Source organism: Streptomyces cupreus, assembly GCF_014257025.1.
Lineage (GTDB): Bacteria > Actinomycetota > Actinomycetes > Streptomycetales > Streptomycetaceae > Streptomyces > Streptomyces cupreus.
Map to the genome: position 1 here is coordinate 1 of NZ_JACMSF010000076.1, position 12,675 is coordinate 12,675.

The window sequence follows — 12,675 nt, forward strand, 5'->3', positions numbered from 1 at the left end:
CCGCGAGGCCGACCTCGGCGTCGCCTCCGGCAACGGCAAGGGCCAGATCTTCGTCAAGGGCGAGGTCATCAAGACGGTCCCGGAATCCAAGATCGTGGAAACCCTGATCGAGGAGGCCATGAAGCTGGCCGAGCAGATGCAGGGCGAGGGCATCGAGTCGGGCGAGCCGTCGGTTTCGGTCGCGGGCTGACGGAGGCACAGGGAAACACCAGCCCTCTGGGGGGAGGGACGGGTAAGGGCGGCGGGGGCGATCCACCAGGCGGCACCTGCGCACAGCGGCGCGGCAAAGCTTCCGCAGGTACAGTGCGGAGACCAGCCACCCTTTAGCGTGTGAGGCACCCGCCGTTGTTGACCCAGACCACCTCCCGGGTCCTCGAACCGAGCGACCTGGACGCGGCGCTCGCCGTCCTGGACCGCGAGCCGGTCGCGAACGCCTTCGTCGCGTCCCGAGTCCAGGTCGCAGGCCTCGACCCCTGGCGCCTCGGCGGCGAAATGTGGGGCTGGTACGAGGACGGCATGCTGACGTCCCTCTGCTACGCCGGCGCCAACCTCGTCCCCATCTGCGCCACCCCCCGAGCCGTCCGTGCCTTCGCCGACCGAGCCCGCCGAGCGGGCCGCCGCTGCTCCTCGATCGTCGGCCCGGCCGAGTCCACCGCCCAGCTCTGGCGCCTGCTGGAACCCAACTGGGGCCCGGCCCGGGACGTACGGGCCCACCAGCCCCTCATGGTCACCGACCGCGCGCCGGAGAACATCACCCCCGACCCGCTGGTCCGTCGTATCCGCAAGGACGAGATGGACACGATCATGCCGGCGTGCGTGGCGATGTTCACGGAGGAGGTCGGCGTCTCCCCGATGGCAGGCGACGGAGGCCTCCTGTACCAGGCGAGGGTCGCCGAACTCGTAGGCTCCGGCCGCTCCTTCGCCCGCCTCGACGAAGACGGCAAGGTGGTCTTCAAGGCGGAGATCGGCGCCGCGACCGACCGGGCCTGCCAGATCCAGGGCGTCTGGGTGGCCCCCGAGCACCGCGGTCAGGGCCTCGCGGCCCCCGCCATGGCAGCCGTACTGCGCTACGCCCTCGCGGACGTGGCCCCGGTGGTGAGCCTGTACGTCAACGACTTCAACACCGCGGCGAGAAGGACGTACCGAAGAGTCGGCTTCGAAGAGGTCGGCGCCTTCATGAGCGTCCTCTTTTAGCTCCCTGTACCCTCCCGGCATGGACCTCGTCATCGGCCCCCTGGATCTGTCGGCCCATGTGGACGAGGCCCTGGCCGTTCAAGCCGTCGCCTTCGGACTCGGCCCGGACGAGGTGGCCGTACGCCGTCAGATCGTCCTGCGCCACATGACCTACCCCGGAGCCCGCGCCCTGGGCGCCACCGCGCACGGACGGCTCGTCGGATTCGTCTACGGCATGCCGAATGACCGCACCCACTGGTGGTCCACCGTCGTGGAGCCGTACCTCCGCGCGCAGGGCAACGACCACTGGCTCGACGACTCCTTCGTCATCACCGAGCTCCATGTCCACCCGGTGTACCAGAACCGGGGAGTCGGCCGCGCCCTGATCACCGCGATCACCGACGGCGCCGCCGAACCCCGCTCGATCCTCTCCGCGATCGACACCGACAGCCCGGCCCGCGGCCTCTACCACTCCCTCGGCTACCAGGACCTCGCCCGCCAGGTCCACTTCCCCAGCGCCCCCAAGCCGTACGCAGTGATGGGCGCCCCCCTGCCCCTGCGCCGCCGCTAACCGATTTCCACCGTCCCGCACCCCCCGGCTAACCTCCTGCCATAACCCTTACGCAGCAGGAGTACACGAACCATGGCGAACGCACCGGTCCAGCGCATGTCCCAGTTGATGGCGAAGACGCTGCGCGACGACCCGGCGGACGCCGAGGTCCTCAGCCACAAGCTGCTCGTCCGGGCCGGCTACGTCCGCCGCACGGCGGCCGGCATCTGGTCCTGGCTGCCCCTCGGCAAGCGGGTCCTCGCGAACGTGGAGCGCATCGTCCGCGAGGAGATGGACGCCATCGGCGCCCAGGAGGTGCTGCTCCCCGCGCTGCTGCCGCGTGAGCCGTACGACGCGACGGGCCGCTGGGACGAGTACGGCCAGGAGCTGTTCCGCCTCAAGGACCGCAAGGGCGGCGACTACCTGCTCGGCCCCACCCACGAGGAGATCTTCACCCTGCTGGTGAAGGACCAGGCGTCCTCCTACAAGGACATGCCGGTCATCCTCTACCAGATCCAGCACAAGTACCGCGACGAGGCCCGTCCGCGGGCCGGCATCCTGCGCGGCCGTGAGTTCCTGATGAAGGACTCCTACTCCTTCGACCTGGACGACGAGGGCCTCGCCCAGTCCTACGCCCTGCACCGCCAGGCCTACCAGCGCGTCTTCGCGCGCCTCGGCCTCGACTACCGCATCTGCGCCGCCACCGCCGGCGCCATGGGCGGCTCGAAGTCCGAGGAGTTCCTGGCCCCGGCCGAGGCCGGCGAGGACACCTTCGCGGACTGCCCGAACTGCGACTTCGCGGCGAACACCGAGGCGATCACGTACGAGCTGAAGCCGGTGGACGGTTCGGCATTGCCCGAGGCCGAGGAGATTCCGACCCCCGACACCCCCACCATCGAGACCCTCGCCGCCCACCTCGGCGTCCCGGCCTCCGCCACCCTGAAGAACCTTCTCGTCAAGGTCGACGGCGAGATCGTCGCCGTCGGTGTCCCCGGCGACCGTGAGGTCGACATGGGCAAGGTCGAGGCGCACTTCGCCCCGGCCACCGTCGAGATGGTCACCGAGGAGGACTTCGCGGGCCGCCCCGACCTGGTGCGCGGTTACGTCGGTCCGCAGGGTCTGGGCGAGAAGGTCAAGTACCTCGCCGACCCGCGCGTGGCCCCCGGCACCTCCTGGATCACGGGCGCCAACAAGGAGGGCATGCACGCGAAGAACGTCGTCGCGGGCCGTGACTTCGAGGTCGACGAGTACGTCGACGTCGTGGTCGTCCAGGACGGCGACCCCTGCCCGAACTGCGGCACCGGCCTCAAGCTGGACCGCGCCATCGAGATCGGCCACATCTTCCAGCTCGGCCGCAAGTACGCGGACGCGTTGAAGCTCGACGTCCTCGGCCAGAACGGCAAACCGGTCCGCGTCACCATGGGCTCCTACGGCATCGGCGTCTCCCGCGCGGTCGCGGCGCTCGCCGAGCAGACCGCCGACGACAAGGGCCTGTGCTGGCCCGCCGAGGTCGCCCCGGCCGACGTCCATGTCGTGGCGGCCGGCAAGGCCCTCCAGACCGAACTCGCCCTCGACGTCTCCGAGAAGCTGGCGGCGAAGGGCCTGCGGGTCCTGTGCGACGACCGCGCCGGGGTGTCCCCGGGCGTGAAGTTCACCGACTCCGAGCTGATCGGCGTACCGCAGATCCTGGTGGCGGGGCGGCGCGCGGCCGAGGGCGTGGTCGAGCTCAAGGACCGCCGTACCGGTGAGCGCGAGGAACTGACGGTCGAGGAGGCCATCGCGCGCCTGAGCGCGTAGCGCACGAGAAAGGTGCGGGTCCCCGTGGGGACCCGCACCTTTCGCTTGTCACAGCCAGCCGGCGAACTCCAGCAGCAGCTCCGCGTCCTGCTGCCGTCCGACTCGCAGTGCCCGCACTCCTGACTCCACGGCCCGGAAGAGCGTCCAGCCGCGCAGCCGTTCCTGATCCACGTCCAGCGACTCGGCAAGGCGCTTGATGCGCCGTCGCGTGGTGGCCGCCCCCGACGGCGAGGCGATCAAGTCCTCCACCCGGTCCCGCACCAGCCGAGCCAGGTCGAACGCGCACTCGCCCACCACCGGATCCGGCCCCACGGCCAACCACGGTATCCGCTCGCCCGACAGCACCTTGCTCTGCCGGAACGTGCCGTGCAGCAACCGGTGCTCGGGCGGCGCGGCCAGCAACTCCTCACGCGCGGCAAGCGCGGCGTCGACCAGCGCGGTCACCCCGGCCTCCGCCGTCGCCCGCATGGCCTCCGCCTGTCGCCCGGTCCGCTCGGCCACCGTCTCGAAGACATGATCCCCGGGCGGCTCCACCCACAGCCGCCGCAAGGTCCCCGCCGCCTCCAGCAACGCCTTCGCCTCCGGCAACGACCGCACCGACACATCCGGATGCAGCCGCTCCAGCAACAGCACCCCCTCCGTGACGAAGGGCTCCAGCAGCTGTACGGCACCCAGGCCGGCCCAGTGCGCCAGCGCAGCGCGCTCGCTCTCGGGCCGGGCCCGCGGCGGGGCCAGCTTCAGCACGGCCGGCGTGCCGTCCGCCCGCCGCACCAGCACGACCAGGCTGCTGCGCCCGCCGGGCACCTGCACCCGCTCCACGGTCAACTCGCGTAGCGTCACGGCCTGCTGCGTCGCCTCGGGCAGCTTATCCAGCCAGCCGTCGGCGTCCGGTGCCGTCTCACCGAGCGCCCTGACCAGACGCCGCGGCGGTTCGAAAGCCATACGCGAGAGTTTCCTTCCAGTACAGGTCACGCCGTGGGCGTCGCCGATGCCGAGCCGGTGGCCGCACGCTCGGCGAGCCCAGGGAAGGCTACGCTCTCACCGCGCCAGCGCACCGCCCGCACCGCCGCCTCCCGCAGCGCCTCGGCGGCCGTACGGCGCCGCTCGCCCGTGGCGGCCCGGACCAGATCGGAGTAGACCCCGGCCACCCGGTCCTCCACCTCGGCGGCGAGCCGGGTCGCCGCCGACGAGTCCGATACCGCGAACGGCAGGGCGTACCCGGCCTCCGCGGCGACCGGCTCCCCGCCCAGGTCCAGCACCTCGCGCACCAGGGCGTCCCGCCGCGCCCGATGGGCGTCGTACGCCCCCCGGGCCTCGGTCCGCCGCGCCTCCCGGATCCGCCCGCCGACGACGCCGTATCCGTACACCGCCGCGTGCTCGGCGGCCAGCGCCGCCTGGAGGGCGGTCAGTTCCTCGGCCTTGGCCTTGCTCACGCCTCACCCTCCGTCAGCAGATACACATGCGCCGCCCCGGACGCCGCCACCGAGGCCAGCAGCCGGGCGAGTTCCCCGGGCAGCCCCAGCAGCGACTCGGTCCTCCGGTCGGCCAGAGTCCGTTCGGCGGCGGCGAGTTCCGCGAGGGCGCCCTTCTCGTCGGACGGCACCGCCGGGGGCGTCGCCGAAGCGGAGGGCGTGGCCGTCCTGGCCGCCGTACCCCCGAAGGCCTCCGCGTGCCGGACCGCCTCCGCGCGCAGCGGTCGTAGCCGATCCGCCAGGGCCGGGTGGACGGCGATCACCGCGTCGTAGCGGTCGACCAGCTCCGCGCTGTCCCGGGCCGCACGCGCGCGTGCGCGATCCGCGGCCGACGGGCTGCCGCCCGTGCTGCCGTCGGTGTCCGAGCCGGGCGAACAGCCCACGAGCAGAGCGGCACCGGTGGCCGCGGCGAGCAGGCTCCTTCTGCGCGGCCCCGAGGGCATGCGCGGCGGCGGGGGAAACGGCACGGCAGACGTCCTCGGTGCTCGTACGGAGGGGGAGGGGCGGCACGCCCGTGATCACGGTACCCGTGGACATGACCAGGACCACTCACCGGCACCCGTCCGCTACCCGATGGACGGCAACACACCCCGGGACCGGATACCCTTTGAGCAGACACGCGACCCATCCCACAACAGCACACGCGGCCGAGGAGTCACCCGGATGAGCACCACCCAGAGCGAGAGGCTGCGAGAACTCCTGGAACCGCTCGTCAGCTCCCAGGGCCTCGATCTCGAAGAGATCGCAGTGGACTCCGTCGGACGCAAGCGGGTGCTGCGCGTGGTCGTCGACTCCGACACCGGTGCCGATCTGGACCAGATCGCCGATGTGAGCCGCGCGCTCTCGGCGAAGCTCGACGAGACGAATGTGATGGGCGACGGCGCGTACGACCTCGAAGTGGGTACCCCCGGTGCGGAGCGCGAGCTCACCGAGCACCGGCACTACGTGCGCGCTGTCGACCGCCTGGTGAGGTTCCAGCTCACCGAGGGCGGGGAGCTGGTCGCGCGGATCCTGACCGTGGACGACGACGGCGTGGATCTCGAAGTACCCGGTGTGAAGGGCCGCAAGGCCACGACCCGCAGGCTCGCCTTCGGCGACATCGCCAAGGCCCGCGTCCAGGTCGAGTTCAGCCGCAAGGACAAGAAGGACATGAAGGAAGAGGAGGAGGCGTAGCCGTGGACATCGACATGAGCGCCCTGCGGGGCTTGGTTCGGGAGAAGGAGATCTCCTTCGACCTGCTGGTCGAGGCGATCGAGTCGGCCCTCCTCATCGCCTACCACCGCACCGAGGGAAGCCGCCGTCACGCGCGCGTGGAGCTCAACCGGGAGACCGGGCATGTGACCGTGTGGGCGAAGGAGGATCCCGAGGACCTCGAAGAGGGTCAGGAGCCCCGCGAGTTCGACGACACCCCGTCCGGCTTCGGCCGTATCGCCGCCACCACCGCCAAGCAGGTCATCCTGCAGCGGCTGCGCGACGCCGAGGACGACGCCACGCTCGGCGAGTACGCGGGGCGTGAGGGCGACATCGTCACCGGAGTGGTCCAGCAGGGCCGCGACCCGAAGAACGTGCTCGTGGACATCGGCAAGCTGGAGGCCATCCTGCCGGTGCAGGAGCAGGTGCCCGGCGAGACCTACCCGCACGGCATGCGGCTGCGCTCCTATGTCGTCCGCGTGGCCAAGGGCGTCCGTGGCCCCTCCGTCACCCTCTCCCGTACCCACCCGAACCTGGTGAAGAAGCTCTTCGCCCTGGAGGTGCCGGAGATCGCCGACGGTTCCGTCGAGATCGCGGCGATCGCCCGTGAGGCCGGTCACCGCACGAAGATCGCCGTCCGCTCCACCCGCTCGGGGCTGAACGCCAAGGGCGCCTGCATCGGCCCCATGGGCGGCCGTGTGCGCAATGTCATGGGCGAGCTGAACGGCGAGAAGATCGACATCGTCGACTGGTCGGACGACCCGGCCGAGATGGTGGCGAACGCGCTCTCGCCGGCCCGGGTCTCCAAGGTGGAGGTCGTGGACATGGCGGCCCGGTCCGCCCGGGTCACCGTGCCCGACTACCAGCTGTCGCTGGCGATCGGCAAGGAGGGGCAGAATGCCCGACTTGCGGCCCGCCTGACCGGCTGGCGGATCGACATCCGTCCCGACACCGAGCAGCCCGGGGAATAGAACCGGGCCGCAGGTGGCTTAGATCACGACAACAACCGTTCGATTCTTGCCCCAAAGGGGTGAGGTCGGTGCGGGGAGGTAGACTTAACAGTGTCTGGCCGGACGCGAGCCCCAGCCTGCCCCGAGCGCACCTGCGTGGGGTGCCGGGAGCGAGCGGCCAAGAAGGACTTGCTGCGGATCGTGGCGATTAAGGACGAGTGCGTCCCCGATCATCGCGGTACGCTGCCCGGCCGGGGTGCGTATGTGCACCCCGCCCTGGTCTGTCTCGACCTGGCGGTACGCCGTCGGGCGTTCCCACGGGCGTTGCGCGCCCCGGGTCCGCTCGACACCAAGGCGTTGCGCCTCTACGTCGAGCAGGCAACACCGTAAGAAGCGTCGTACGGAACCCCGTGCGGCCCTGGTACCTCGCGAGTCGGAAGTAGGTCGAGATTGCGATGAGCACTCGATGAGTACGCGATGAGTACGCCCATGAAGTAGCGACGGTCCGGCCGCAACCCGGACCTAAAAGGAGCGAAGTGGCTAAGGTCCGGGTATACGAACTCGCCAAGGAGTTCGGTGTGGAGAGCAAGGTCGTCATGGCCAAGCTCCAGGAACTCGGTGAATTCGTCCGTTCGGCGTCTTCGACCATCGAAGCGCCCGTTGTCCGTAAGCTGACGGACGCCCTCCAGCAGGGCAGCGGTGGCGGCAAGCCCGCCCCCGCCCGCAAGGCTGCCCCGGCGAAGCCGGCAGCCCCCTCTCCGGCGCAGGCTGCCCGTCCGGCCGCCCCGCGTCCGCCGGCCCCCAAGCCGGCCGCCGAGAAGCCCGCGGCTCCCGCCGCGCCGGCCGCTCCCGGCCCCCGTCCCACCCCGGGCCCGAAGCCCGCGCCGCGCCCCGCGCCGGCGTCCCCGGCTCCGACCACGCCCGAGTTCACGGCACCGCCGGCGGCTCCCGCCGCTCCGGCCGCCTCCCAGGGCTCCGGCCCGCGTCCGGGCGCCCCGCGTCCGGGTGGCCAGGCGCGTCCGGGTGCTCCGCGCCCCGCGCAGGGCGGTCAGGGTCGCGGTGAGCGTCCCTCCGGCCAGCGTCCGGGTGGCCAGGCGCCGCGTCCCGGTGCCCGTCCGGCCGGTCCCCGTCCGGGCAACAACCCCTTCACCTCCGGTGGCTCCACCGGCATGGCGCGCCCGCAGGCGCCCCGTCCGGGCGGTGCCCCCCGTCCCGGCGGCCCGGGTGGCGCCGGTGCTCCCGGCGGCGCCCCGCGTCCGCAGGGCCAGGGCGGTCCCCGTCCCCAGGGCGCGGCGGGCGGTCCCCGTCCGCAGGCTCCGGGCGGCGCGCGTCCCACCCCGGGCGGCATGCCCCGTCCGCAGGGCGGCGGCCCGCGTCCGGGCGGCGGTCCCGGTGGTCCCCGTCCGAACCCCGGCATGATGCCGCAGCGTCCGGCTGCCGGCCCGCGTCCCGGCGGCGGCCCCGGCGGCCCCGGCGGCCGCGGTCCCGGTGGCGCCGGTCGTCCCGGCGGTGGCGCCCGTCCGGGTGGTGGCGGCGGCTTCGCCGGTCGTCCCGGTGGCGGCGGCGGTGGCGCCCGTCCGGGTGGTGGCGGCGGTTTCGCCGGTCGTCCCGGTGGCGGTGGCCCCGGCGGCGGTGGCGGCGGCTTCGGTGGCGGCGGTGGCCGTCCCGGCTTCGGCGGTCGTCCCGGTGGTCCGGGCGGTCGTGGTGGCACGCAGGGCGCCTTCGGTCGTCCCGGCGGTCCCGCGCGTCGCGGCCGTAAGTCGAAGCGGCAGAGGCGCCAGGAGTACGAGGCCATGCAGGCCCCGTCGGTCGGCGGCGTGATGCTGCCTCGCGGCAACGGCGAGACCATTCGCCTGTCGCGCGGTGCCTCCCTCACCGACTTCGCGGAGAAGATCAACGCCAACCCGGCGTCCCTCGTCGCGGTCATGATGAACCTCGGCGAGATGGTCACGGCCACGCAGTCCGTCTCCGACGAGACGCTCCAGCTCCTCGCCGACGAGATGAACTACACGGTTCAGATCGTCAGCCCGGAGGAGGAGGACCGCGAGCTGCTCGAGTCCTTCGACCTGGAGTTCGGCGAGGACGAGGGCACCGAGGAAGACCTGGTCGTCCGTCCGCCGGTGGTGACCGTCATGGGTCACGTCGACCACGGTAAGACCCGACTCCTCGACGCCATCCGCAAGACGAACGTCATCGCGGGCGAGGCCGGCGGCATCACCCAGCACATCGGTGCCTACCAGGTCGCGACCGAGGTCAACGGCGAGGACCGCAAGATCACCTTCATCGACACCCCGGGTCACGAGGCGTTCACCGCCATGCGTGCCCGTGGTGCGAAGTCGACCGACATCGCGATCCTGGTCGTCGCGGCCAACGACGGCGTCATGCCGCAGACGGTCGAGGCGCTCAACCACGCCAAGGCGGCCGACGTCCCGATCGTCGTCGCGGTCAACAAGATCGACGTCGAGGGCGCCGACCCGACCAAGGTCCGCGGTCAGCTGACCGAGTACGGCCTGGTCGCCGAGGAGTACGGCGGCGACACGATGTTCGTCGACATCTCCGCCAAGCAGGGTCTGCACATCGACTCGCTGCTGGAGGCCGTGATCCTCACGGCCGACGCCTCGCTCGACCTGCGCGCCAACCCGAACCAGGACGCGCAGGGCATCTCGATCGAGTCCCGGCTCGACCGCGGCCGTGGTGCCGTGGCGACCGTCCTGGTCCAGCGAGGCACCCTGCGGGTCGGCGAGACGATGGTGGTGGGCGACGCCCACGGCCGAGTCCGCGCCATGCTCGACGACAACGGCAACAACGTCGCCGAGGCCGGCCCCTCGACTCCGGTCCAGGTGCTGGGTCTGACCAACGTCCCGGGTGCGGGCGACAACTTCATCGTGGTGGACGAGGACCGTACGGCCCGTCAGATCGCGGAGAAGCGCGCCGCCCGCGAGCGCAACGCGGCCTTCGCCAAGCGCACGCGCCGTGTCTCGCTTGAGGACCTGGACAAGGTGCTCAAGGCCGGCGAGGTCCAGCAGCTCAACCTCATCATCAAGGGTGACGCTTCTGGTTCCGTCGAGGCCCTGGAGTCCTCCCTGCTCCAGCTCGACGTCGGCGAAGAGGTCGACATCCGCGTCCTGCACCGCGGCGTCGGTGCGGTCACGGAGTCCGACATCGACCTGGCGATGGGCTCGGACGCCATCGTGATCGGCTTCAACGTCCGTGCGGCAGGCCGCGCGGCGCAGATGGCCGAGCGCGAGGGCGTGGACGTCCGCTACTACTCGGTCATCTACCAGGCGATCGAGGAGATCGAGGCGGCCCTCAAGGGCATGCTCAAGCCGGAGTACGAAGAGGTCGAGCTCGGTACGGCGGAGATCCGCGAGGTCTTCAAGTCGTCCAAGCTGGGCAACATCGCCGGTGTCCTCATCCGCTCGGGCGAGGTCAAGCGCAACACCAAGGCGCGCCTCATCCGCGACGGCAAGGTGGTCGCGGAGAACCTCAACATCGAGGGTCTGCGCCGCTTCAAGGACGACGTCACCGAGATCCGCGAAGGGTTCGAGGGCGGTATCAACCTCGGCAACTTCAACGACATCAAGATCGACGACGTCATCGCGACGTACGAGATGCGCGAGAAGCCGCGCGTGTGATCTGACACGCGACTGGGGCCGGTCGGCGGAAGTTATTTCCGTCGATCGGCCCCGGCCGTTGCGTGTACGGTTCCCGTATCGGCGTCGATGCGTGGCGCCCGTACCCCGAACCGGCGGGACATCCGGACATACATGTATGTGGGGACTCTGTCCTTCGACCTGCTCCTCGGCGACGTTCGCTCGCTGAAGGAAAAACGCTCTCTCGTCCGTCCGATCGTGGCCGAACTCCAGCGCAAGTACCCGGTGAGCGCGGCCGAGACGGGCAACCAGGACCTTCATCGCAGGGCCGAGATCGGGCTCGCGATGGTCTCCGGGGACACGGGATACCTCTCCGACGTACTGGACCGCTGCGAGCGGCTGGTCGCCGGGCGGCCCGAGGTGGAACTGCTCTCGGTTCGACGCAGGCTCCACAGCGACGAAGACTGATGCAACAAGAAAGCACTTAAGGAGACGGACCAGTGGCCGACAACGCGCGGGCGAAAAGGCTGGCGGACCTCATCCGGGAGGTGGTGGCCCAGAAGCTGCAGCGCGGGATCAAGGACCCGCGGCTCGGCTCGCACGTCACCATCACGGACACCCGGGTCACGGGTGACCTGCGGGAGGCGACCGTCTTCTACACGGTGTACGGGGACGACGAGGAGCGGAAGGCCGCGGCGGCCGGACTGGAGAGCGCCAAGGGCGTCCTGCGTTCCGCGGTCGGCGCGGCGGCGGGCGTGAAGTTCACCCCGACGCTGACCTTCGTGGCCGACGCGCTGCCCGACACCGCCCGGACCATCGAGGACCTCCTCGACAAGGCCCGCCAGTCCGACGAGAAGGTGCGCGAGGTCTCGGCCGGCGCCACCTACGCCGGTGAGGCGGACCCGTACAAGAAGCCCGGTGACGACGAGGACGACGCCGCCGAATGACGCAGAAGCACACCACGCCCGACGGCCTTGTCATCGTCGACAAGCCGTCGGGCTTCACTTCGCACGACGTGGTCGCCAAGATGCGCGGGATCGCCAGGACCCGCCGCGTCGGCCACGCCGGCACCCTCGACCCCATGGCGACGGGCGTGCTCGTCCTCGGCGTCGAGAAGGCCACCAAACTCCTCGGTCACCTCGCGCTGACCGAGAAGGAGTACCTGGGCACCGTCCGGCTCGGCCAGACGACCCTGACCGACGACGCCGAGGGCGAGATCACGGGGTCGCAGGATGCCTCGGAGGTCACCCGCGAGGCCGTCGACGCCGGGATCGCCAAGCTGACCGGCGACATCATGCAGGTGCCGTCCAAGGTGAGCGCCATCAAGATCGGCGGCGTGCGGTCCTACAAGCGGGCGCGGGAGGGCGAGGACTTCGAGATCCCGGCCCGTCCGGTCACCGTCTCCTCCTTCACGGTCCACGACATCCGGGACGCCGTCGCCGAGGACGGCACCCCCGTCCTGGACCTGGTGGTGTCGGTCGTCTGCTCCTCCGGCACCTACATCCGGGCGCTCGCCCGGGACCTCGGTGCCGACCTGGGCGTCGGCGGCCACCTCACGGCGCTACGCCGGACGCGCGTGGGCCCGTACAAGCTGGATTCCGCGAAGACCCTGGACCAGCTCCAGGAGGAGCTGACCGTGATGCCGATCGCCGAGGCCGCCGCGGCCGCGTTCCCTCGCTGGGACGTGGACACCAGGCGGGCGCGGCTGCTGACGAACGGCGTACGTCTGGAGATGCCCGAGGAGTACGCCGGCCGGGGCGCTGTCGCGGTCTTCGATCCGGAGGGCCGCTTCCTGGCGCTCGTCGAGGAGCACAAGGGCAAGGCGAAGAGCCTCGCCGTCTTCGGCTGAGTTCTCGGCTCCACCCGTGGAGCGGCGCGCACGGGGTGCCTCTCTGCCCGCCGCTCCACGGTCCCCCCTCGGTTCCCCCACCCCTAGGGTGTATCCAGCT

At 71.3% G+C, this 12,675-nt stretch carries 13 protein-coding genes and 1 pseudogene; 11 read left to right on the plus strand and 3 right to left on the minus strand.

The window, feature by feature from the left end; translation table 11 throughout:
- The 4 genes and pseudogenes from H4N64_RS38885 to H4N64_RS38900 form a co-directional block, all read left to right on the plus strand.
- Positions 1–190 (plus strand): annotated as a pseudogene (locus H4N64_RS38885) (flavodoxin-dependent (E)-4-hydroxy-3-methylbut-2-enyl-diphosphate synthase); the annotation flags it as partial.
- Between the two features lie 155 nt (positions 191–345).
- Positions 346–1,194, plus strand: coding sequence for a GNAT family N-acetyltransferase (locus H4N64_RS38890; protein ID WP_186287360.1), 849 nt, complete (start codon positions 346–348; stop codon positions 1,192–1,194).
- Between the two features lie 19 nt (positions 1,195–1,213).
- Positions 1,214–1,744, plus strand: a complete 531-nt coding sequence (locus H4N64_RS38895; protein ID WP_186287336.1) for a GNAT family N-acetyltransferase — start codon at positions 1,214–1,216, stop codon at positions 1,742–1,744.
- A gap of 72 nt (positions 1,745–1,816) precedes the next feature.
- Positions 1,817–3,520 carry a proline--tRNA ligase gene (locus H4N64_RS38900; protein ID WP_186287337.1) on the plus strand — a complete coding sequence of 568 codons (1,704 nt, stop codon included), beginning with the start codon at positions 1,817–1,819 and terminating at the stop codon, positions 3,518–3,520.
- Between the two features lie 48 nt (positions 3,521–3,568).
- Here H4N64_RS38900 and H4N64_RS38905 read toward each other — a convergent pair whose 3' ends face one another.
- From H4N64_RS38905 to H4N64_RS38915, 3 genes are read right to left on the minus strand one after another with little or no spacing between them, the layout of a single operon-like run.
- Positions 3,569–4,462 (minus strand): aminoglycoside phosphotransferase family protein, encoded by an 894-nt coding sequence (locus tag H4N64_RS38905; RefSeq protein WP_186287338.1) that lies wholly within the window; start codon positions 4,460–4,462, stop codon positions 3,569–3,571.
- Between the two features lie 26 nt (positions 4,463–4,488).
- A complete protein-coding gene (locus H4N64_RS38910) occupies positions 4,489–4,953 on the minus strand; it encodes a DUF4439 domain-containing protein (RefSeq protein ID WP_186287339.1) in 465 nt (154 codons plus the stop codon).
- The gene (locus H4N64_RS38915; protein WP_186287340.1) at positions 4,950–5,459 is read right to left on the minus strand and encodes a hypothetical protein; all 510 of its coding nucleotides are present in this window, start codon (positions 5,457–5,459) and stop codon (positions 4,950–4,952) included. The genes H4N64_RS38910 and H4N64_RS38915 overlap by 4 nt, the downstream gene beginning before the upstream one ends.
- 196 nt (positions 5,460–5,655) lie before the next feature.
- On the opposite strand from H4N64_RS38915, the gene rimP reads away from it, so the two are divergent.
- The 7 genes from rimP to truB all read left to right on the plus strand — a co-directional run bounded on the left by rimP (position 5,656) and on the right by truB (position 12,575).
- Entirely contained in the window at positions 5,656–6,165 is a 510-nt protein-coding gene (rimP, locus tag H4N64_RS38920; RefSeq protein WP_186287341.1) for a ribosome maturation factor RimP, read from the plus strand.
- Between the two features lie 2 nt (positions 6,166–6,167).
- The gene (gene nusA, locus H4N64_RS38925) at positions 6,168–7,154 is read left to right on the plus strand and encodes a transcription termination factor NusA (protein WP_186287342.1); all 987 of its coding nucleotides are present in this window, start codon (positions 6,168–6,170) and stop codon (positions 7,152–7,154) included.
- A 90-nt stretch (positions 7,155–7,244) separates the two neighbouring features.
- Positions 7,245–7,523 carry a YlxR family protein gene (locus H4N64_RS38930; protein WP_186287343.1) on the plus strand — a complete coding sequence of 93 codons (279 nt, stop codon included), beginning with the start codon at positions 7,245–7,247 and terminating at the stop codon, positions 7,521–7,523.
- Between the two features lie 146 nt (positions 7,524–7,669).
- Positions 7,670–10,768 (plus strand): translation initiation factor IF-2, encoded by a 3,099-nt coding sequence (gene infB, locus H4N64_RS46555; protein ID WP_186287344.1) that lies wholly within the window; start codon positions 7,670–7,672, stop codon positions 10,766–10,768.
- Positions 10,769–10,900: 132 nt separating this feature from the next.
- Positions 10,901–11,194, plus strand: a complete 294-nt coding sequence (locus tag H4N64_RS38940) for a DUF503 domain-containing protein (RefSeq protein WP_186287345.1) — start codon at positions 10,901–10,903, stop codon at positions 11,192–11,194.
- A 32-nt stretch (positions 11,195–11,226) separates the two neighbouring features.
- Positions 11,227–11,673: a 30S ribosome-binding factor RbfA gene (rbfA, locus tag H4N64_RS38945; RefSeq protein WP_186287346.1), complete on the plus strand. Its 447-nt coding sequence runs from the start codon at positions 11,227–11,229 to the stop codon at positions 11,671–11,673.
- Positions 11,670–12,575, plus strand: a complete 906-nt coding sequence (gene truB / locus H4N64_RS38950; RefSeq protein ID WP_186287347.1) for a tRNA pseudouridine(55) synthase TruB — start codon at positions 11,670–11,672, stop codon at positions 12,573–12,575. Before rbfA ends, truB begins: the two co-directional genes overlap by 4 nt.
- Positions 12,576–12,675: the final 100 nt, after the last annotated feature.

Coding starts and splice junctions, on each gene's coding strand:
- H4N64_RS38895 (WP_186287336.1), top strand. CDS start 1,214: ATGGACCTCGTCATCGGCCCCCTGGATCTGTCGGCCCATGTGGACGAG.
- H4N64_RS38900 (WP_186287337.1), top strand. CDS start 1,817: ATGGCGAACGCACCGGTCCAGCGCATGTCCCAGTTGATGGCGAAGACG.
- H4N64_RS38905 (WP_186287338.1), bottom strand. CDS start 4,462: ATGGCTTTCGAACCGCCGCGGCGTCTGGTCAGGGCGCTCGGTGAGACG.
- rimP (WP_186287341.1), top strand. CDS start 5,656: ATGAGCACCACCCAGAGCGAGAGGCTGCGAGAACTCCTGGAACCGCTC.
- H4N64_RS38940 (WP_186287345.1), top strand. CDS start 10,901: ATGTATGTGGGGACTCTGTCCTTCGACCTGCTCCTCGGCGACGTTCGC.
- truB (WP_186287347.1), top strand. CDS start 11,670: ATGACGCAGAAGCACACCACGCCCGACGGCCTTGTCATCGTCGACAAG.